At 45.6% G+C, this 19,868-nt stretch carries 19 protein-coding genes; 9 read left to right on the top strand and 10 right to left on the bottom strand.

Annotated features, from left to right (window positions below; all coding sequences use genetic code 11):
• Positions 1-15: 15 nt before the first annotated feature.
• The 5 genes from MJ612_RS06875 to MJ612_RS06855 form a co-directional block, all read right to left on the bottom strand.
• Complete coding sequence (locus tag MJ612_RS06875) at positions 16-1,332, bottom strand: efflux RND transporter periplasmic adaptor subunit (protein ID WP_187032692.1); 1,317 nt, start codon at positions 1,330-1,332, stop codon at positions 16-18.
• An 84-nt stretch (positions 1,333-1,416) separates the two neighbouring features.
• Positions 1,417-2,592, bottom strand: coding sequence for a TolC family protein (locus tag MJ612_RS06870; RefSeq protein WP_250419082.1), 1,176 nt, complete (start codon positions 2,590-2,592; stop codon positions 1,417-1,419).
• A gap of 118 nt (positions 2,593-2,710) precedes the next feature.
• The gene (locus MJ612_RS06865; RefSeq protein WP_187032688.1) at positions 2,711-4,609 is read right to left on the bottom strand and encodes an efflux RND transporter permease subunit; all 1,899 of its coding nucleotides are present in this window, start codon (positions 4,607-4,609) and stop codon (positions 2,711-2,713) included.
• Positions 4,610-4,746: 137 nt separating this feature from the next.
• A complete protein-coding gene (locus MJ612_RS06860) occupies positions 4,747-6,033 on the bottom strand; it encodes an efflux RND transporter permease subunit (RefSeq protein WP_187032686.1) in 1,287 nt (428 codons plus the stop codon).
• 157 nt (positions 6,034-6,190) lie between these two features.
• Complete coding sequence (locus MJ612_RS06855; protein ID WP_187032684.1) at positions 6,191-6,625, bottom strand: HYC_CC_PP family protein; 435 nt, start codon at positions 6,623-6,625, stop codon at positions 6,191-6,193.
• 229 nt (positions 6,626-6,854) lie between these two features.
• On the opposite strand from MJ612_RS06855, the gene MJ612_RS06850 reads away from it, so the two are divergent.
• The 4 genes from MJ612_RS06850 to MJ612_RS06835 are packed head-to-tail and all read left to right on the top strand — an operon-like array spanning position 6,855 to position 9,116.
• Positions 6,855-7,226 (top strand): hypothetical protein, encoded by a 372-nt coding sequence (locus tag MJ612_RS06850; RefSeq protein ID WP_250419081.1) that lies wholly within the window; start codon positions 6,855-6,857, stop codon positions 7,224-7,226.
• Positions 7,226-7,888, top strand: coding sequence for a hypothetical protein (locus MJ612_RS06845; RefSeq protein WP_187032682.1), 663 nt, complete (start codon positions 7,226-7,228; stop codon positions 7,886-7,888). The genes MJ612_RS06850 and MJ612_RS06845 overlap by 1 nt, the downstream gene beginning before the upstream one ends.
• Positions 7,882-8,670 (top strand): sensor histidine kinase, encoded by a 789-nt coding sequence (locus tag MJ612_RS06840; protein ID WP_187032680.1) that lies wholly within the window; start codon positions 7,882-7,884, stop codon positions 8,668-8,670. The genes MJ612_RS06845 and MJ612_RS06840 overlap by 7 nt, the downstream gene beginning before the upstream one ends.
• A gap of 23 nt (positions 8,671-8,693) precedes the next feature.
• Positions 8,694-9,116, top strand: coding sequence for a response regulator (locus MJ612_RS06835; protein ID WP_187032678.1), 423 nt, complete (start codon positions 8,694-8,696; stop codon positions 9,114-9,116).
• A 34-nt stretch (positions 9,117-9,150) separates the two neighbouring features.
• On the opposite strand, the gene MJ612_RS06830 is transcribed toward MJ612_RS06835, so the two are convergent.
• The 4 genes from MJ612_RS06830 to MJ612_RS06815 form a co-directional block, all read right to left on the bottom strand.
• The gene (locus MJ612_RS06830; protein ID WP_187032675.1) at positions 9,151-9,927 is read right to left on the bottom strand and encodes an SDR family NAD(P)-dependent oxidoreductase; all 777 of its coding nucleotides are present in this window, start codon (positions 9,925-9,927) and stop codon (positions 9,151-9,153) included.
• A gap of 20 nt (positions 9,928-9,947) precedes the next feature.
• Positions 9,948-11,438, bottom strand: coding sequence for a peptide MFS transporter (locus tag MJ612_RS06825; protein ID WP_187032673.1), 1,491 nt, complete (start codon positions 11,436-11,438; stop codon positions 9,948-9,950).
• 88 nt (positions 11,439-11,526) lie between these two features.
• Complete coding sequence (locus tag MJ612_RS06820) at positions 11,527-12,879, bottom strand: sensor histidine kinase (RefSeq protein WP_187032671.1); 1,353 nt, start codon at positions 12,877-12,879, stop codon at positions 11,527-11,529.
• Positions 12,869-14,230: a sigma-54-dependent transcriptional regulator gene (locus MJ612_RS06815; protein ID WP_187032669.1), complete on the bottom strand. Its 1,362-nt coding sequence runs from the start codon at positions 14,228-14,230 to the stop codon at positions 12,869-12,871. The genes MJ612_RS06820 and MJ612_RS06815 overlap by 11 nt, the downstream gene beginning before the upstream one ends.
• Positions 14,231-14,495: 265 nt before the next feature.
• Here MJ612_RS06815 and MJ612_RS06810 point away from each other — a divergent pair, with 265 nt between their 5' ends.
• Entirely contained in the window at positions 14,496-16,919 is a 2,424-nt protein-coding gene (locus MJ612_RS06810) for an ABC transporter permease (RefSeq protein ID WP_187032667.1), read from the top strand.
• A 74-nt stretch (positions 16,920-16,993) separates the two neighbouring features.
• On the opposite strand, the gene MJ612_RS06805 is transcribed toward MJ612_RS06810, so the two are convergent.
• Complete coding sequence (locus MJ612_RS06805; RefSeq protein ID WP_187032665.1) at positions 16,994-17,971, bottom strand: GlxA family transcriptional regulator; 978 nt, start codon at positions 17,969-17,971, stop codon at positions 16,994-16,996.
• Between the two features lie 165 nt (positions 17,972-18,136).
• Here MJ612_RS06805 and MJ612_RS06800 point away from each other — a divergent pair, with 165 nt between their 5' ends.
• From MJ612_RS06800 to MJ612_RS06785, 4 genes are read left to right on the top strand one after another with little or no spacing between them, the layout of a single operon-like run.
• Entirely contained in the window at positions 18,137-18,568 is a 432-nt protein-coding gene (locus MJ612_RS06800; protein ID WP_317233043.1) for an SRPBCC family protein, read from the top strand.
• Positions 18,569-18,591: 23 nt separating this feature from the next.
• Positions 18,592-19,089: a VOC family protein gene (locus MJ612_RS06795; protein ID WP_187032661.1), complete on the top strand. Its 498-nt coding sequence runs from the start codon at positions 18,592-18,594 to the stop codon at positions 19,087-19,089.
• Positions 19,068-19,478 (top strand): VOC family protein, encoded by a 411-nt coding sequence (locus MJ612_RS06790; protein WP_187032659.1) that lies wholly within the window; start codon positions 19,068-19,070, stop codon positions 19,476-19,478. The genes MJ612_RS06795 and MJ612_RS06790 overlap by 22 nt, the downstream gene beginning before the upstream one ends.
• Before the next feature lie 9 nt (positions 19,479-19,487).
• Complete coding sequence (locus MJ612_RS06785) at positions 19,488-19,709, top strand: hypothetical protein (RefSeq protein ID WP_250419080.1); 222 nt, start codon at positions 19,488-19,490, stop codon at positions 19,707-19,709.
• Positions 19,710-19,868 lie beyond the last annotated feature (159 nt).

Raw genomic sequence — 19,868 nt, 5'->3', positions numbered from 1 at the left:
TTTCTAATCTTCAAATCAGTTATTAACTCTTATAAAGCTTTCGCTGTCTACCAGGAATTGCGCGTTGGCGGCGATCACATCTGTTTGTTTTAAACCGGAAGTGATTTGGATCTCGTTTCCTGCACCTGCGCCAGTGGTAACAGCAACCGGCTCAAAAACGCCATCCACTTTTTTGAAGGCGACTGTCTTTGTACCAATGTCCAGTACGGCAGCTTTCGGAATCCAAAGGGCAGCTTCTGTTTTATAAGTAGCTTGGCCGCTTACTAACTGACCTACCATCACCTGTTTGTTGTCGCGTGGCAGGTATACCCGCACTTTGGCAAAGTTCTCGCCTTCGTCAAAAAACGGCTGAAAGAAATCTACTTTTGCTTCCAGTTTTTCACCCGGCAATTGCGGGAAATTAATGACTATAGGTGAGCCTTTTGCCAGTGAGCTCATTTCGCCGGCAGGCACATTAAACTCGGCCCATAACTGCTCCGCATTTACCACACGCACCAGCGGCTGACCAACCGTTACATACATGCCTTCGCGCAATTGTATGGCTTGTCCGGCTGGAGTTGCGGGTGCTGTAGCTGGTGTAGCAGCTGTGGCTGCACCGCCTCCGCCCATCGCGTCCATACCGCCTCCTGCGCTGGCTGCTGCAGGTGCTGCTGCCATACTTGCCGTGGCTGCCGGAGCAGTTGCATTCAGGTCTATCACGTAGCCATCGTAAGGGCTGTAAAGCGCAAAAGTATAGCTCTCTTCGCCGCGGCTAATAAGGCGGTTGATCTGCTCGTTGGTAGCACCGAGGTACTGCAGTTTTTGCCTGGCAGCCTGTATCAGTTGCTTATCTTCCGGAGCCGACTGTACTAAATATAAAAGCTCCTTCTGTGCCGTGATCATGTCCGGGCTGTAGACTTCCATCAGCTTCTGGCCTTTGCGGATCGGCTGAAAATTATACTTTACAAACAGCTTCTCAATGCGCCCACCCACGCGTGCCGGCACTGAGTACACCCTGCGTGGATCGTAGGTGATAATGCCATCCATTTTTATACTTGCCTCTGCCGTTTTCTGCTCCGGTTTGGTCGTGGCAATGCTGGCAACCACAGTGCTGTTTGTAGGCTTCAGCAGGAACGCCAGGTCTTCGGTTATCTCTACGCCATCGCCATGCACCGCTTTTGGCACCAGGTCCATGCCGCAGATAGGGCAGGTGCCAGGCTCGTTCTGCACAATCTGCGGGTGCATCGGGCAGGTATACTCCGTAGCACCTTCCGCATGTTTATGGTCTTCTCCTTTGCAGGCAGCTACCAGTATAGCCAGCGCAAGGAAAAGTATATTCAAATATCGTTTCATGTTCAATTTTGATTGAGTGATTGAGTGAATGAATGTGTGCGTAAGTTTTGAATTCACTCATACACACATTCGCTCATTCACAATTTATCTTTCTATCTCTTTTTCGTAGTTCACGGTCATCTGGAAGAGTGACTGAAGGATCTTCAGGTACTCCATCTGGGCCATGTTCAGCGACTCCCAGGCATCGATCACCAAAGGCAGATCGGCGTTGTTCTGCTCGTAAGCAAGCATGGTCACATCATAGTTCTTTTTAAAAGCCGGGATGATCTTGTTGTTATAGTTGTCTGCCTGCTGGCGCATGGTGTTCAGCTCCAGGGCCATGTTGCGGGCCATACCTTGTGCTTCGTTCAGGATAGATTCGCGCTCGCGCTGCATGCTTTGTATCTCCAGGTTCATGGCTTTGGTGTTGGCCTTGTACATCTTCGACGACCAGGGCGCAATCGGTATCGAGATCATGCCCATCGCCGTGAACTGCTGCGGCATCATTGGGTCGCGCGGGTACATGTGGTCGAAGCGCAGTTTAAAGTCCGGTAATCGTTCCAGTTTCTCCATCTGCACATTCAGCTGCATCGATTCGATCGTTCTGTCGAGCTGGCGCACGTCGCTGCGGGCACCGGTCAGGTAGGTAGTATCTACAGCAAGTATGGCAGGTTCCGGTATGGTTACCGTGGTGTCAATTTTATACTTCTGATCTTTAGGCAAATTCATCAGGGTATTGAGCTGCACGTTCTGCTGTTCGATCTGGTTAGCCGTCATCAGCTGCATGTTCTTCACTTCGTGCAGCCTGGCCTCCGCCTTGTAAATGCTGCCCAGTTTGCCCTGGCTGTAGGGGTAGCGGATACGGGCCAGCTTCAGCATGAACTCCATAATGCGCTCGTTATCTTTCAGCACTGCCATCTGTTTCTCCAACACCACCCAATTGTAGTAAGCAGTTTTGGCTTCAGCACGAAGCTGGTTATAAGTAACATCCTTTGCAGCTAACTCAATACCAGCACGAGACTTCATGTATTTTTCCTTGGCTCGCAGTTTAACAGGGTTGGGCACATCCTGCTCCGCCGAAACCATGATTGAACCTTTGTCGCGGTCTTCCATCACTTCAGCGCCTGGGTAAGGTGACATGAAAACACCCCCGCCAACCATAGGAGCCATCCAGCTTTTAGCACCTTCGGAGTAAGCATCCATAGCTTTAGATCTGCTTTCGTACATCTGCAGCATGGGGTTGTTATTGCTGATCCGTTGCAGCACACTGTCCAGGTTCATGGTTTGCACTTGCTGGGCGTGTGTGGGAGCTATTATCAACAGGGAAAGTATAAGTATTGCAGCAACTGCAAAACATCCCCCTGCCCCCTTCAAAGGGGGACTTTCTAAAGTATATTTCTTAATGCTTAACATCGTAGATATCCAGTTTGCCGTGTTTCTTTAATTCATATTCTTTCACCATTTCGAACACTACCGGCGTTACCAGCAGGATGTGGATGGAAGAGGTAAATACGCCCCCGATAAGCGGAAGCACGATCGGTAACATCACATCGGTACCCACACCCGTTGCCCATAGTACCGGAATCAGACCGAACAGCGATACGGACACCGTCATGATCTTCGGACGCAGGCGCTTCACGGCACCTTTAAATACAAAGTCGCGGATATCCTGTTTGGTGATGGTTTCGTGGGAATTGCCTTTGATCTCTACCAGCTCTTTCATAGCTTCGTTCAGGTACACCACCATCAGCATACCCGTTTCGATGGCCATACCGAACAGCGCAATAAAGCCCACTGCCACAGCCACCGATAAATTCACGCCATAAAAGTAGACGATGAACACGCCGCCGATCAGCGCGAAAGGGATCGTGACCAAACTGAAGAAGGCTTCTTTCAGGGAGTTGAAAGAGAAGTATAAGATCAGGAAGATAATTATTACCACAAGCGGAATGATAAGCTGCAGCGTTTGGGTAGCGCGTACCTGGTTTTCCCACTGGCCGCTCCACTCCAGGTAATAGCCGTTTGGTATACCTGTTACTTCGTTGCTGATCTTCTCCATGGCTTCCTTCACGGTGCTGCCCAGATCGCGGTCGCGCACGTTGAAAAGTACGGCTCCGCGCAACTGCGCATTTTCAGATGTGATCATCGGTGGGCCATCTGTAAAGCCAACCGTTGCCACCGAAGAAAGTGGAATTGTACCCGCAGCAGCTGCCTGGATCGGAATGCGTTGAATACGCTCTACGCTGTTGCGGTACTCCTGCGCCAGGCGCACGTTGATAGAAAATCTCTGACGACCTTCGATGGTATTGCCGATCGGTGTACCGCCCAGGGCAGATTCCACAATCATGTTCACGTCGTCTACAGTTAAACCATAGCGGCTCAGGGCTTCGCGGTTGATGTCGATCTCCAGGTACTTGCCGCCTGTGATCGGCTCTACATAAAGGTCATTTACGCCTTCCACATTGCGCAGCGCGCCACGCACCCGTTCCGAAACAGCCGCAATAGAGTCCAGATTCTGGCCGTATACTTTTACGCCCACATCGGTACGGATACCGGTTGCCAGCATGTTAATGCGGTTGATGATCGGTTGGGTCCAGCCGTTCACTACACCCGGAATCTGCAGTTTGGTATCCAGTTCGCGGATGATGTCCTGTTTGGTTATACCTTCGCGCCACTCCGACTGCGGTTTGAGCATGATGATGGTCTCGATCATACTGATAGGGGAGTTGTCGGTGGCAGTGCTGGCACGACCAGCTTTGCCCAACACGCTTTCCACTTCCGGCACTGATTTGATGATCTTGTCCTGCACCTGCAGAATGCGCTTGGCTTCGGCATTCGAAATATCGGGCAGCGTAACCGGCATGAACAGGATAGAGCCTTCGTCCAGCGGCGGCATAAACTCCGTTCCCAAACTAAAGAGCATGGGAATAGCCACCAGTAATGCAATAATGTTTACGCCTATAGTTGTTTTGCGCCAATTCAGGCACCAACGCAATAAAGGTCCATACACACGCTCCAGTGCCCGGTTTATCGGGTTAGCTGTCTCTTCCTTAAACTTCCCTTTCAGGAAAAAAGAGATGAGCACAGGCGTAAGCGTGATCGCCACGATGGCGTCTACGATAAGGATGAACGTCTTCGTCCACGCCAGCGGACCAAACAGCTTGCCCTCCTGACCTGTTAGCAGGAACACCGGCAGAAAGGAGGTAATTACAATTATGGTACTCCAGAACACGCTCGGGCCCACCTGCTTGGCAGCTTTCTCAATGATCCGGATTCTATCTTCTTTTGATAATTTCATGTTGATTCAATTTTGAATAATTGAATTTTGAATGAGTGATTTTTCTTTTGTCATCTCGACGGAAGGAGAGATCTATCTGAAATTCTAAATAGATTTCTCACTTTGTTCGAAATGACAGTTGGAGTTCATTCAAAATTCTATTCCTCTTCCATCCATTTTTTACCTTTCTGAGCGTCCGCCAAGTGCCGGTAGGCGTTCTCTACCATTACAATGGCGTCGTCCACGATCACACCAATGGACAGGGCGATACCGGTTAGTGACATAATGTTGGAGGAGATACCGAAGGCGTTGAGAAGTATAAAACCTATGGCAACCGAAAGCGGCAACTGAATAAGTATAACCAAGGCACTGCGCCAATGGAAGAGGAACAAAAATACGATGGCCGAGGCCACCAGCATTTCTTCGATAAGGGTAGTTCTGATGGAATCTATCGACTCATTAATCAGACCGCTGCGGTCGTAGACGATGTTGAATTTCACACCTTTCGGAAGACCTTCGGCGACTTCTTCCATCTTCACTTTTACATTGTCTATTACCTCATCGGCATTCTCACCATAACGCATTACTACAATGCCACCTACTGCCTCGCCTTCACCGTTTACATCAAAAATACCTAGTCGGCTTTCGCCCGTCATCTGCACCGACGCCACATCACGCACGCGTACCGGAATGGTGTTGTTGGTCGCAATGGCAATGTTCTGAATCTCTTCAGCAGATTGTAAATAGCCAGTTGTTTTGATGATATAACCGATGTCGGAGAGCTCGAATTTGCGGCCGCCGGCTTCGTTGTTATTAGCCCGGATGGACTGGATAACCTGTGGTATGGAAAGCTTATAGTAGGTAAGTTTATTCGGATCGATGGTTACCTGGTACTGTTTCTGGAAACCGCCAAAAGAGGCCACTTCACTCACACCTTTCACGTTCTGCAAACCGAATTTTATGTACCAGTCCTGCAATGCGCGCTGCTCGCCCAGGTCCATGCCCGGTGCGTCTAAAGTATACCAAAGTATGTGTCCTACGCCCGTACCGTCCGGGCCAAGGGTAGGAGCAACGCCTTCGGGCAGCATGTTACCTACAGAACTCAGGCGTTCCAGTACCCGTTCGCGTGCCCAGTACACATCGGTCTCATCTTCAAAAATCACATAGATAAAGCTCATGCCAAACATCGAGCTGCCGCGCACATACTTCACCTCGGGCAGGCCCTGCAGGTTGGTCACGAGCGGGTAGGTGATCTGGTCTTCGATGATCTGCGGGCTGCGGCCCATCCACTCGGTAAAAACGATCACCTGGTTTTCAGACAGATCGGGGATAGCGTCCACCTTGTTTGTCTGCACCGAATATAAGCCCCAGCCGAACAGCGCTGCCGCAATAAGCAGCACAATGAAACGGTTACGGAGCGAAAAGGAAATTAATTTCGCAATCATGTAAGTATAAGATTAACCTTAACAGGAAGTTGAGGAGCCACAGGAAAGCGGCAGGTATGGTTTGACACCAAAGTATACAGTATAGCCTGAGCAGCCCGTATCTTCCGAAAAAGACACAGCTACGCCAGCCATAGTATGGCATCAGGAAATGATAAGGTTATAGGAGGAATGATTGCACGAGAACAGGAATATCCCGGGCAATAGGGGGCGACTCGTAGAGCGCGTACGTTGGTTTGAGATCAGTCTCAGGTGCAAAAAACTGAAGTATAACTGCTTTAAATGCAGCTACAAATTTCAGGTCTAAAGCTTTTGTAAGTATAAGTGCTTTGGAATCTGAGGTAGCATCAGCGTGTTCGAATACCAGGGTATGGTCATCGCAGCAGTCCTTAGCGGAATCATTTTTATCAGGTACTTTATGACAGGCCGGCAGCTTTTGTTTCTGCTGCTCCATTGGGCAATCAGCCTCGGCACCGAAAAAAGAAACATCACGCAACTCACCACCACACAAATGCATGCCCACAGCCATACCCGTCGAGGAGACAAGCACCAGCAAAGTTAAGGTTAGCAATATGATTTGGCGGTATAGTTTCACGTTCAGTTTATACTAGAACAAAGGTAACAAGGTTAAAAGTACACTTGTTATAAATTCCTGAAATAATTTTATACTTTTTCTGAAGATGCCCAAGTCAGGTAGATTATAGCTAACAAAATAATGGCTAATTATTACTTTAAATACACTATTTAGACTGCTGAACTTTGATACTCTTATAGTTAACGAAACAATTAATAATAGGTAGCAATAGGTATTTTTTTAACATATAATGTTCACTATATTTAGAGTATCGTTTAACCTCACAACTTTATCTATGGCTATTTTTGATGGAACAGAAGGAGAAGTAATAGAACTCGCACAAGCTATTGCCTGGACAGCCAACTACCGGAAACAGGCAGAAACCGAAGGACAGGAGATGGTAATAAAAGGCCACTTCTATGGCCGTGATATACTTCTGAAACTACTTGAACAAGATGGTTGTGTGGGCATCAGGATGTATTATGCGTTAGACGAAAACGGGCAGAAGCAACTTGTGCTGGTTGGAGTAGATGCCAACGGAAATGATATAGAAGAAATGGTAGTTGACCATTCAAGTATCTGTCCGCCGGATTGCTCTGAAACTGGAAGCTTAGGTAACTGATGGAATTCTTCTTAAGACAAGTCTATCCATGGCTTGCCAATGTATCAATGGTAAGTCCGCTGATACCTTTTATAGCAGGCTTTTTCTTATTCCGCAGTAAAAAGAGCTTACAATTCAAGTTACTTTTCCTGTTTGTCACGCTTATAGTTGCATCTGAGGCGGCCGGAAAAATCACCATCCTGCTGGGTACAAAAAATAATATCTGGCTGCTACATATTTACACTGCCCTGGAATACCTGTTGCTGGCTGCTATCTACTACTATAGTTTTAAAAGTTCTCTTATTAAAAAAGGGATCATCGCCTCGGTAGTAGTTTTGTTAGTGTTCAGTATAGTAGATGCCACCCTAATAGATGGTGTACATCTGATGAACTCAACTGCTAAAATGGCTGCTAATTCTATGCTTATTGTACTGGCAGTTTTATACTTCTATAAAGTGGCAAACGACTTAACTATAACTTACTTGGATAGTGATGCTATATTCCTGCTTAGCTGTGGCGTGCTGATTTATAAAGCTGGTACGAGTATGTCTTTTGCATTATTTAATCAGGCGCTGGCCCAGTCTTATGATGCAGCCCGGATTTGCATTACCGTACTGCTGGTGCTGAACATTTTATTTAATACGGCTTTAGTCTTCGTGCTAAGAAAAACATCAGTATGTTAAAGATTTTACAACCGCTCTTTATTATTACTCCTGTATTGCTTGCTTTGGCTATAGCCATTATTGGGTTTGTTTTTAAGTACCAACGGCGTATGCTGGAGCACCAGGAAAACTTACGACAGCTTCAGGAAGCTAAACAACGCCAGTTGCTGGATGCTACCTTACAGGCACAGGAATCTGAACGCCGTCGTGTGGCGAGAGATCTGCACGATGAAGTAGGAGTGATGCTGGCTCTCGTAAAATTAAATGTACACCAACTTACAGCACAGACAGAAAACATTGAAAGAGGGCATCAGACCAAGAATTTACTGGAAGAAGTAATAACCAGTGTACGGCACATTTCCCATGACCTGATGCCGGCATCTCTGGAGAAAGCAGGTTTATCGCGTGCATTAGAAGGTTTAAAGAATTTTGTACCTGCAGTTTCTGGATTACAGTTATACTTTACCAGTAACGATCCGGAGAAGCGCCTCTCCCCAAGAACAGAGCTATTCTTATACCGTGTTGTGCAGGAGTTACTGAACAATACGCTAAAACATGCAAGGGCATCCAATATCAAGATAGACCTTAACTTTGAGGTTGAGCAGCTACAGGTAAACTATGAAGATGATGGAATAGGGTTTGATCATGAACCATCATCAGAGCCGGGAAATGATGATAAGCAGGGTAAAGGGTTGGGCCTTATGAACATTCAGGCAAGAGTAGAGTTATTAGATGGAACACTTGATTATACTTCAGCTCCGGCTAAAGGTACAAAGGCTTTTATTTCTGTTCCTATTTCGTAACTTTACTTTAAATAGTCTATTATATGAGTTTCCAGCCACTTACCCTCGCCATAGCCGACGACCATACCCTTTTCAGAAAAGGCTTGCTGGAAATTATAAAATTATACCCTGAGATTACTGTTGTTGCAGATGCCGGAAATGGCGCAGAACTGATAGAAGAGATTGAGCTGAAGTTGCTGCCTAATATTGTATTGCTTGACCTGGAAATGCCTGAAATGGATGGCATAGCGACGGCACGTTATATCTTAAGCAAGTATCCGGAGGTGAAGATTCTGATTGTATCTATGTATGGAGAGTTGCCTCTAGTTGATAAACTGGTAAGGGAGGGCGTACATGGTTATTTGCTTAAGAGTGCTGAGCCGGAAGAATTGCGTGAGGCATTGCAGTTACTGGTAATGGGCAAAAACTACTTCTCGCCGCTTATCGGTAATGCCAGTTTCTTTTAGTTGTTGCTGCAACTAAAAATTCAATTCATTAGCTTTATCGCATACTGGAACTAAACCCTCCATCAACAATCATTGAGTGCCCGGTTACATAAGATGCCTGTTCTGATAGTAACCAAAGTATAGCCTCTGCAGCTTCGGAAGGTGTGCCGATACGATGCATTGGTATAACTGATTTATACATTTCTTCAACAGCTGAAGGATCTGCCGCATTCGTCTTGGTAAATACACCTTCTAACATGGGTGTTCTGAAAGCTCCGGCACACAGCGCGTTTACCCTGATTCCCTCTGTGGCGTATTCCTGGGCTGCAGACTTGGTAAGGGCTAGTATACCACTTTTTGCAGCAGAATATATAGAAGCCCCTTCTGCTCCGCCAAGGCCATTGATAGAAGAAATATTAACTATACTCCCGCTACCTTGTTGCAGCATCTGCCTGATCTGGTATTTCATACACAACCATATTCCTTTCAGGTTAACACCCATCTGATGGTCATAATCTTCTTCTTCCACATCAGCCAGACGTATGCCTAAGCCTTCATCAAGGGCAGCGCTGTTGCAGGCATAATCAAGCCTGCCGTGCATGTGAACTACCTGGCTCACCAAATCCTGCACCTGTTTACCGTTTGCTATATCTGTAGAAATAAATTGTATAGGATAACCTTTAAGAGCATTTTCATCTATCACCTCCTGTGCCTTCTGCTCACTGCGCCCTGCAATTACAACATTATAACCCCGCGCAGCTGCTAAGCCGGCAGTAGCTCTGCCTATACCGGAGGTACCACCAACTATAAGTATTGTTTTACCGTTTTCCATAGATTATAAATAAAATAAAGTTAGCGTACATCGCTCATCCATCTGCGAATCAGCGGACTGATAAGTATAAGCAAAATACCAATACCGATCGAGTACATCCCGATCTGGCTAATGATGTCAGCATAGTATGGCAGCGACAGCACAGGGTTATCTACTACATTTTCAGGAACACTCATTAAAGCGCCTATCTTCCCAGCCAGGAACTCACCAATGGCGCTGGCAAAGAACCAGATGCCCATCATCATACCTACAATTCTTGCCGGTGACAGCTTGGTAACCATAGACAGACCAATAGGAGAGATACAAAGCTCACCACAGATGATAAAGAAGTAGCCAAGTATAAAGGCAGGCAATGAGATAAGCCCAGTGTCAGAACCTAATTTGCAGGCAGCATAAAACACACAAAACCCAAGACCAAGCAGCACGAAAGAGAGTCCGAATTTACCCGGAGTAGATGGCTCCATGCCTCTGCGGTTAAGAGCAGGCCATAACCAGGCGAAGAAGAAGCTGAGCGCAATAACCCAGGCAGGGGGCAGAAAATTGTTAACCGATAAAGCCGGCAATTCTACTCCACCTGCATGCATATCTACATTGCGCATGGCAAACAGGTTAAGCGAGCCTGCGTTTTGTTCATAAAATGCCCAAAACAGCGTAGAGAAAGAAATAAGAACCAACGCCGCAAATAATTTATACCTGGCTACCGGATCCATCTTGAAGGCTGTAACCAGAATGTAGAGGAAGGAAACAGCGCCTAACCCGAACATAATGAAATCCATTATCTCATACCGATGGAAAAGGGCAACTATAACAGGTATAATCAGCAGAGAGGCTCCGTAAATTATGATTTCGGTTGGTATACCTAGCAGTGGTTTTTTAAGAGCAGCAGCATCAGGCGGAAGACCGCGTTCCTGCAACGACTTTTTACCCAGCGCAAAAACGATAAGTCCTACTATCATGAAAATACCAGCCAAACCAAAACCATAGTGCCAGTTAATCTGCTGGCCTACATACCCGCAGAGCAAACCGCCCAGCGCAGCCCCAATATTTATCCCCATGTAGAAAATGGAAAACCCACTATCCTTGCGGGGGTCATTATTGGCATATAGCGTACCAACCAGGTTTGATACATTGGGTTTAAAGAACCCGTTACCGCAGATTATGAAAGCCATACCGTAGAAAAAGCTCCAGTCTTCGGGCACAGCCAGTACCAGATGGCCAATACTCATTAATATACCACCAAACGTTACGGCTTTCTGGTAACCCAGGTACTTATCGGCCATTACACCACCAAACAGGGGCATGGTATAAACCAAAGCGGCATACGAACCAAGTATAGCATAGCCTTTCGGTTCATCAAATTTCAGCTCTGTTACCATGTAAGCCAGCAGCAATGCCTTCATGCCGTAGAACGAGAAACGCTCCCACATTTCAGCAAAGAACAACATGTATAACTGCTTCGGGTGACCTGTAGAAGCCGGTGCTTCAGGAATCTTAGGTTCTGTTAAATCCATGGGTATGTATAAGGGCGTAAAGCTTATCTGTTATAGGTAATGATTTAGTTTAACCAAGCTAAATATAAGTATAAATTCATGAGAACCGCTATACGAATCGTAACGAAAAAGCGGTTCCTTCTCCTTCTTCAGATTGTACCTGTATACTTCCGCGGTGCAGCATCATGATCTGTTTACATAAGCTAAGGCCTATACCACTTCCCTGCTTTTTGGTACTGAAAAATGGTATAAAGATTTTTTCCTGTACTTCTCTGGACATACCAGTACCATTATCTATAACCCTGATAACTGTCTTGTTTTCAGAGTCGGTATAAGCGGTAAGAGTAATGTGCGGGTCAGGTTGATCTTTAACAGCTTCCATAGCATTTACCAGCAGGTTGATCAGCACCTGGTCCAGCAGGTTTGTATCTGCTTTTAAAGATATGGCGGGGTCTTTTAGGTTGATGTCTAGTTGGATATTCTTTTGTGCCAGGGTAGGTGCCATAAGCCGCTGCAGGTTACTGAAAAGCTCCTGCACATATACCGTTGTCAGGTTAAGCTTTGTAATCTTGCTCAGGTTACGGTACGTTTCGGCAAAGCGTAGTAAGCCTTCGCTTCTGCGTTTTATAGTTTCTACGCCTACTTCAAGGTCATCCACATCATCTGCAGAGGCGCCTTTTATAGTTATTTCCTGTAACCGGTGCTTTAACGTATTAGCGAGCGATGAAATAGGTGCAACAGAGTTCATGATCTCATGCGTCATCACATTCAGGAGCTTCTGCCATGCTTCCGATTCTGTTTCGTCGAGCGCTTCGTTCACGTTCTGGAAAGCTACCAGTTTATAGTGCTGGCCATCATTCTGAAAAGCTGTTGCTGATAGAAGTAACTTAAAAGAATTTTTTTCGAGGTAAGAAGTATGGGCGGTGGTGATTTTTGTATGCCCGGGCTCCAGTTTTATTACTTCTTTATATAGGTCTTCATCTTTCTTAGCCAGGTAATGCAGCGTTTTCATGTAGGGGAGGTGCAGCAGTTTTTTAAGCGGTTCGTTCATCAGCACCACTTCGCCACTTTCGACATTATATGTCAGGATGCCAGTATTAACCAGCTCCATCACCTTCTGCAGGTTCTGGAACTGTGTTTCTTTCTCCCGGTTTATCGTTTTAAAAGTTGCGTTTATTTCATTAAAGCCTTTCCGAAGCGATCGTAACTGGTTATAAGTATGGCTTTCATTAAAATACCTGGAGAAGTCCCGGTAGTGCACCGACTCTATGAACTGGTTTAGCTCTTGCTGGGCCTGCTTTAAAAATTTTATGAGTTCGTATACCTGGTAAACAACTACCGGCAACCAGAAAACAAGAAGCTCAGACCAGCCATTGATAATAGCAACAGCCGGTATACTAAGGGTAATCAGCAGAAAAACTACCCTGATGATGACCTTCCACTCAAAGTTGTTAGAACCCATACTTGTTCATGCGCCTGTATAAGGCTGTTCTGGTGATACCTAATTCCTTGGCAGCTTTCGTAAGGTTGCCGCCATGCATTTGGAGCACGCGGTTTATAGTTACTTTCTCCAGTTCCTCCAGGTTCGTTTCCTGTACTGTTACTTCCTTTGCCGGGGCTGTTTCAATAGGAGAGAACAGAATATCATCAGCTTCAAGCACAGCGTTGTCAGCCATGATAACTGCACGCTCAATGGCATACTGCAGCTCCCGTACATTGCCGGGGTAGTGGTAATGGAGGAGTTTTTCCTGGGCGGACTTGCTGAATTCCGGCACCGGCTTCATATACTTGTTTGCGTAAACAGCACCAAAATGTGTTGCAAGCAGCAGAATGTCGTTGCCCCTTTTACGCAGAGGGGGTACTGTAATTTCTACGGTATTTATCCTGTAGATCAGGTCTTTTCTGAAACGGGATTCGTTGGCCAGTTCTGCTAATGTTACGTTGGTGGCACAAATCAACCGCACATCAATAGCAACAGGCTCGTTAGCGCCTACACGTATCACCTGCCTGTTCTGTAGAACGCTCAATAGTTTCGACTGCTGGTGCAGCGAGATGTTGCCGATCTCATCCAGGAAGATAGTACCCTTGTCTGCTGCTTCAAACCGGCCGGCGCGGTCTTCGCGGGCATCGGTAAAAGCCCCTTTCTTATGGCCGAATAATTCTGTTTCAAAAAGGGATTCTGTCAGCGCGCCTACATCAACTTTTATAAAAGGTTTGTCGGCTCTCAGGGATTGTTGGTGTATGGCTTTTGCTATAAGCTCTTTACCGGTACCATTTTCCCCTAATATCAGGATGTTGGCATCGGTAGGAGCAACCTTGCTGATCTTGTAAAAGATGTCTTGCATAACTTCTGATTCGCCCAGTAACTCAGAACCTATAGAAGGCGGCTGGCTATAGTTAGGAGAGGAAACTTTTGCACCGCCGGATTTTTTCTCAATGGCTGCCGTTATGGTGCCCAGCAACTTCTCATTATGCCAGGGCTTCACTATAAAATCGAATGCTCCTTCTTTTACAGAATTTATGGCCAGGTCTATGGCACCATAGGCCGTAATCATGATCACGGCTGCCTCAGACTTCAGTTCTTTTATTTTTCGGAGCCAGTACAAGCCTTCATTGCCTGTGTTCAGGGCGCTCTTAAAGTTCATGTCCAGCAGAATTACATCGAAGTCCTGCTTCTTAAGTATGGCGGGAATATTATCAGGGTTTTTTTCAGTAATAATTTCCTTTACCTGTGTCCGTAAAAGTAAGCGCACAGCAGTAAGTACATCTGTGTCATCGTCTACAATAAGTATGGAGGCCTTCTTTAATAACATAAGTTAAAATCTAACACAACGTAAGAAACTACAATTATGCCACTCTTACAATAACCTGATTCTGAAGTAAAACCATAATTTAGTACGAATTAAGTGTGCATTTTCGCACACCCATCGCGCGATTCTGCACGCACCTGAATATATGGAATAATGTAAGTTGCTGATAGTTAGAAATATAATGGTTTGGCATTGGTTCTGTAAGCCGGTTCATGTCCGCTGTAACACAAAATAAAACTATAAAACCAATCATCAAATCATCAGTTATATGTACAGGAACTACTTTATAACCGCTTACCGGAACCTCTTCCGACATAAGGGGTTCACGTTGATCAATATTGCAGGTTTAGCACTTGGCTTAACAGCTTGCCTCCTGATAGGCTTGTTTGTGTATGATGAGCTTCAGTATGATAAGTTTCTGCCGGACAGGGAAAGGGTCTATCGCATTTACAACGACAGGTCAGCGGAAGCCAACACAACATTAGCGCCTGTGCCTCCCATGTTTGCCACCACGCTGGAGCAAAACTTCCCGGAGGTAGAAGAGACGGTGCGTATCCTGATGCTGCAGTTTGAAGCCAATAACCTGGTAGAGGTAGGAGATAAACGTATATACGAAAGCGGGCGCTTCTTTACCGATCCTAATTTTTTCAAGGTATTTCAGCTTCCGTTCAAGTATGGCTCTCCCGAAAAAGCCCTCGATGATCCTTCCTCCATCGTTATCTCGGATAAGTTTGCAGAGCGTGTGTTCGGAGACATCGATCCTGTTGGCCAGAAATTATCTGTAAACAAACTGCCTTACCTTGTAAAAGGGGTGTTCAGTACCGAAGAGAAATTTCATATGCCGGTAAACTTTGTAGTGCCTCTGGCAGCGGCTGAGCTGCCTGCCGAGCGCATGAAAAGCTGGTCGTGGCAGCAGTTTTATACTTATGTTAAGCTGAAGCCTGGAACAGACCCGGAACTCACGCAAACCAGGTTCAGAGGTATTGTCAGAAAGCAAATTGACCCGGACCACAACAAGCCTTATGACTATGTGCCGCACCTTCAGCCCCTGGATGAAGTATACCTGTATTCTTCTGATTTCGAATATGACAAGTTCATCAAGGGGAACATCACTTATGTAAAGGCTTTAAGTATAACCGCCGTGTTTATCCTACTGATTGCCTGCTTCAACTTCGTAAACCTGGCTACGGCCAAGTCTATGCAGCGGGGTAAGGAAGTAGGGGTCAGAAAAGCGGTTGGGGCGAGCCGCGGGCAGCTGATGCTTCAGTTCCTGGGCGAAACCGTGCTGCTGACACTTATCAGCGTCATCTTTACTGCGGCGCTTACTTCGCTGCTCCTGCCATCGCTTAACGCATTTACGGGCAAAGAAATGTCTTTTAATGTGTTCACTAACCCATCGCTGCTGTTGCTTTTGCTTTTACTAACACTGGTGGTAGGCGTGCTGGCTGGATTCTATCCGGCTATGGTGTTGTCGGGCTTTAAACCTGTCAGGGTGCTAAAAAGTGCCGTGGTAGTTGATACCCGGGTGGGCAAGATACAATGGCTGCGGCATGGTTTGATCGTGGTGCAGTTTGCCTTATCGATATTCCTGATCATTTGTGCAGTAGTAGTTTTCAGGCAGGTATCTTACCTGCACAACAAAGACTTGGGTTTTAACCGGGATCAGATCATGTTTTTCCAGATGAGGGGAGATAATATGTTCGAGAACTATGAAACATTTAAGAACGAGCTTAAAAAAGCACCGGGCGTAAAGAATGTGTCGGTAGGCTATGGTTTCCCGGGGGATGCCACAGCCGGTGACAGAATCATTGTGCCCAGAAATGGTGAAAAGATACACCACAGGGTTACGCAGTTGATGGTGGATTACGACTATATCAATACGCTCGATGTAAAAGTTATAGCAGGCAGAGATTTCTCAAAAGACTATAAAACAGATGCCGGCAAAGCCTATATGATTAACGAGACAGCTGTAAGAGACCTGGGCTTTGGTACTCCGGAGCAGGCACTCGGAAAACCTTTGATCTGGCAGGTATGGAACGATGAAAATCCTGATTCGCTGAGTGAAGGAAAGATCATTGGTGTGGTGAAGGATTTCCATTTCAAGAGTCTGTATGAGAAGGTAGAGCCAACCGTGCTCCAGATATTCCCTGATGCATACGTGAAGGTAGCAGTGAAAATTGATGCCGCTGATGTAGCTGGTACTATACGGCAGGTAGAGCAAGTATGGAATAAGTTCGCGCCGGATTACCCGATCGAGTATACTTTCTTGGATGATACATTTGCTAAGATGTACAAGGCAGAAGACAAGCTCAAAACCCTGCTTTGGATATTTACCGGCATTGCCATTTTTGTCGCCTGCCTGGGCCTGTTCGGTCTGGCTGCCTATGCTGCGGAGCGCCGCAAAAAAGAGATCGGCATACGCAAAGTTATGGGAGCCGAAAATGCTTCGATCGTAATTTTGCTCTCCAAAGAGTTTCTGAAGCTGGTGGTAGTGGCGGCGCTTATTGCCTTCCCGCTGGCCTGGTATGCCATGCACCAGTGGCTGCAGGATTTTGCTTACCGCATCGAAATATCCTGGTGGGTATTTATAGCAGCAGGTGTTATAGCAGCATTGGTGGCCTTTATAACTATAAGTTACCAGGCTATTAAAGCGGCTAGAGTTAATCCTGTGCTTAACCTCAGATTTGATTAATAGTAAATTTAGCTGTTAAAATAAAGCCGCTCTGTTTTGTAGAGCGGCTTTTTTTATGCATTAATGTGCCAGGTTTATTTTAGAACAAGTTTGTTATACTTGTTGCGGTATTCGATCGGGGTAAGGCCAGTGATCTTTTTAAAAATGGTACGGAAGGCTTTTGTATCGGTGTAGCCAACATCAAACATAACTTCATTTATATTTTTGCGGCTACTCTCAAAGCTACGTTTGGCAGCTTCTATTTTAACCCGTTGTATATATTCCAGCACTGAGTTGTTGGTCGCTTTTAGAAAGCGCCGCTCAAAGCTTCTGCGGCCTATAGCTACTTTATCTGCCAGCTGATCCACGGTGATCTTGTCATTAAAATTATTTTCTATAAACTCCTGCGCCGTACGCACAGCAGCATCCGGGTGATCTTTCTGGCCTTTAAACATCGCAAATGCGGCCTGGCTGTTCCGATCTATGTCTATGGCAAAATACTTAGAGGCAAGGATGGCAGTTTCACGGTCGGTATACTTTTCAACCAGGTATAAGAGCAGGTTCCAGTAAGAGTTTGCACCCCCACTGGAGTATAACCGGTTCTCTTCGGTAACTATACTTCCGTCTACCACTTCCACTTCCGGAAACATTTCTCTCAGCTCGCCGGCAAAGCCCCAGTGGGTGGAGCACTTTTTGCCATTAAGCAGTCCGGTAGAAGCCAGCAAAAATGCACCCACACACAACGATGCCACTTCAGCACCGCCATCGTATTGCTCTACAATCCAGGGGATGAGCTCTTGGTTTGCAGCTACCGCGGTAGGCATATCGCCGGCAAGCGCAGGTATAAACACAATGTCAGCCTTATTTACATCTTTTAGCTGTTTATCAGTGTGTACTGTAAAGAGTCCGTCGTTCAGTATAACTTCTTTTTTCAAGCCCACCAGCTGCACATTAAACAAGGGCTCTTTACCTGATACTGCCATAAACTGGTTTACCGCCGTTAGCAGATAACGCGGGTCTGCAATGGCCTGCATCACGGATGATTCCGGTACTAAAATAGCGACATCTTTCATAGGACTAATATACAAAAAAGCTGTCGTAAAACGCCCTTTCTTTGTCGTTTTTGCACAGCTTATAGTTTAGGAAATCATACTACATTTGTATTATAAGTTGCTGAAAAACAGGAGGCGCGTTTTGCCATATTAAACAAGAAAATAAATTTATAAACTATAAAAACTATGATAATGGAAACAGTAAACAAGACAGCTATTACAGTGGAAACTACAGTTAATGCCCCAGTATCGAAAGTATGGGAGTACTGGACTGAACCTGCCCACATTACTAAATGGAATCAGGCATCAGATGACTGGCATGCCCCATACGCTGAGAATGATCTTAAGACCGGAGGCAAGTTTAAAACAACTATGGCCGCCAAAGATGGAAGTATGAGCTTTGATTTTGAAGGAGTTTATACTTTAGTAAAAGAGCTGGAAGCGTTAGAATATACTATTGCAGATGGCAGAAAAGTAAGTATAACCTTTACAAATAAAGGTAATGAAACTGCGATAGTAGAAACTTTTGAAGCAGAAGATACTTTTCCGGTGGATATGCAAAAAAGTGGATGGCAGGCTATACTTGATAACTTTAAAAAGTATGTGGAAGCCAATTAGTAAACTATTAAATTCTTAAAACTATGATAGAGCAAAAGATAAGACCTTGTTTATGGTTTAACAATGAGGCCGAAGATGCGGCTAAGTTTTATACTTCAATTTTCAGGGACTCCAAAATTGGGAAGATTGCTTATTATGGGGAAGGTGCACCGATGCCTAAAGGCACAGTGTTAACTGTAAGCTTCCTACTGGAAGGACAGGAGTTTACAGCACTGAATGGCGGGCCAAACTTTATTTTTTCTCCTGCTATATCTTTTGTGGTAAACTGCCAGACACAGGATGAAATTGATTACTACTGGGAGAAACTTTCTGCGGACCCGGCACAGGAGCAATGTGGCTGGCTGAAAGATAAATTCGGTGTATCGTGGCAGATAGTGCCGGAAATTTTAGATGAACTGATGAGTGCACAGGACCAGCAAAGATCAGAACGTGTGATGCAAGCCCTCTTGCAAATGAAGAAACTGGTAATTTCTGATCTGGTTAAAGCAGCTGAAAACCAATGGACATCCGCTCATACCTGACCTTCAACGGAAACTGCCGGGAAGCCATGTCTTTTTACCAGCAGTGCCTGGGCGGAGAACTATACTTTCAGACAGTTGGAGATTCGCCGTTTGCTGAAAAATTGCCTCCCCGGATGAAGGACTGCATCATGCATTCCACACTGACCAAGGATTCTGTAGTACTTATGGCCTCGGATATGGTGGGAGAACATGCTTTGATAAGGGGAAATAGTGTTTCGATGATGCTGAGCTGCAACAGCGAAGACGAGATCAGAGCATGTTATGAAAAGCTATCGAAAGGCGGAAAGCAAACACATGTGCTGGAATATACTTTCTGGGGAGCTTTGTTTGGCGACCTCCGGGATAAGTACGGAAACCAATGGTTGCTGCATTATCAGGTAAGTAAATAAATTTTTAGTATGGATGAGAAGATGGTAGAAGTATTTAAAACTGATGTTTCAGATGACCAGACAGCAGCAATAATACAGCAGCAGCTTCAGCATAAAATACCCGGTGCCAGAATCAACTTTGACCTGGAAGACTGTGACAATATACTCAGGGTTGAATACGAAACCGCTGTTGTAGAACCTGTAACAAAGCTGATGAACGATTTAGGTTTTTACTGCAAGGTACTGGATTGATTCCCTGCTTTCATGTGTTGCTTAATCTTTTCTTCCGGACATTAACTATAGACTGAGCAGCATAACTGGGAAGTATAAATTGTTGATAATCTGAGTTGAAAGTATAAACAGCTACTATATTCTTTAACTCCATGTAGAGCCTGCCGTACGTATGGTGAA

Source organism: Pontibacter deserti, assembly GCF_023630255.1.
GTDB lineage: Bacteria > Bacteroidota > Bacteroidia > Cytophagales > Hymenobacteraceae > Pontibacter > Pontibacter deserti.
The sequence above is the reverse complement of the archived record's forward strand: the minus strand, read 5'-3'. Positions and strand labels throughout refer to the sequence as shown.

Excerpts from the sequence above, each read along its gene's own strand:
- MJ612_RS06875 (WP_187032692.1), bottom strand. The coding sequence starts at position 1,332 with ATGAAACGATATTTGAATATACTTTTCCTTGCGCTGGCTATACTGGTA.
- MJ612_RS06870 (WP_250419082.1), bottom strand. The coding sequence starts at position 2,592 with ATGAACCTGGACAGTGTGCTGCAACGGATCAGCAATAACAACCCCATG.
- MJ612_RS06865 (WP_187032688.1), bottom strand. The coding sequence starts at position 4,609 with ATGAAATTATCAAAAGAAGATAGAATCCGGATCATTGAGAAAGCTGCC.
- MJ612_RS06860 (WP_187032686.1), bottom strand. The coding sequence starts at position 6,033 with ATGATTGCGAAATTAATTTCCTTTTCGCTCCGTAACCGTTTCATTGTG.
- MJ612_RS06850 (WP_250419081.1), top strand. The coding sequence starts at position 6,855 with ATGTTCACTATATTTAGAGTATCGTTTAACCTCACAACTTTATCTATG.
- MJ612_RS06845 (WP_187032682.1), top strand. The coding sequence starts at position 7,226 with ATGGAATTCTTCTTAAGACAAGTCTATCCATGGCTTGCCAATGTATCA.
- MJ612_RS06840 (WP_187032680.1), top strand. The coding sequence starts at position 7,882 with ATGTTAAAGATTTTACAACCGCTCTTTATTATTACTCCTGTATTGCTT.
- MJ612_RS06835 (WP_187032678.1), top strand. The coding sequence starts at position 8,694 with ATGAGTTTCCAGCCACTTACCCTCGCCATAGCCGACGACCATACCCTT.
- MJ612_RS06830 (WP_187032675.1), bottom strand. The coding sequence starts at position 9,927 with ATGGAAAACGGTAAAACAATACTTATAGTTGGTGGTACCTCCGGTATA.
- MJ612_RS06825 (WP_187032673.1), bottom strand. The coding sequence starts at position 11,438 with ATGGATTTAACAGAACCTAAGATTCCTGAAGCACCGGCTTCTACAGGT.
- MJ612_RS06820 (WP_187032671.1), bottom strand. The coding sequence starts at position 12,879 with ATGGGTTCTAACAACTTTGAGTGGAAGGTCATCATCAGGGTAGTTTTT.
- MJ612_RS06815 (WP_187032669.1), bottom strand. The coding sequence starts at position 14,230 with ATGTTATTAAAGAAGGCCTCCATACTTATTGTAGACGATGACACAGAT.
- MJ612_RS06810 (WP_187032667.1), top strand. The coding sequence starts at position 14,496 with ATGTACAGGAACTACTTTATAACCGCTTACCGGAACCTCTTCCGACAT.
- MJ612_RS06805 (WP_187032665.1), bottom strand. The coding sequence starts at position 17,971 with ATGAAAGATGTCGCTATTTTAGTACCGGAATCATCCGTGATGCAGGCC.
- MJ612_RS06800 (WP_317233043.1), top strand. The coding sequence starts at position 18,137 with ATGATAATGGAAACAGTAAACAAGACAGCTATTACAGTGGAAACTACA.
- MJ612_RS06795 (WP_187032661.1), top strand. The coding sequence starts at position 18,592 with ATGATAGAGCAAAAGATAAGACCTTGTTTATGGTTTAACAATGAGGCC.
- MJ612_RS06790 (WP_187032659.1), top strand. The coding sequence starts at position 19,068 with ATGGACATCCGCTCATACCTGACCTTCAACGGAAACTGCCGGGAAGCC.
- MJ612_RS06785 (WP_250419080.1), top strand. The coding sequence starts at position 19,488 with ATGGATGAGAAGATGGTAGAAGTATTTAAAACTGATGTTTCAGATGAC.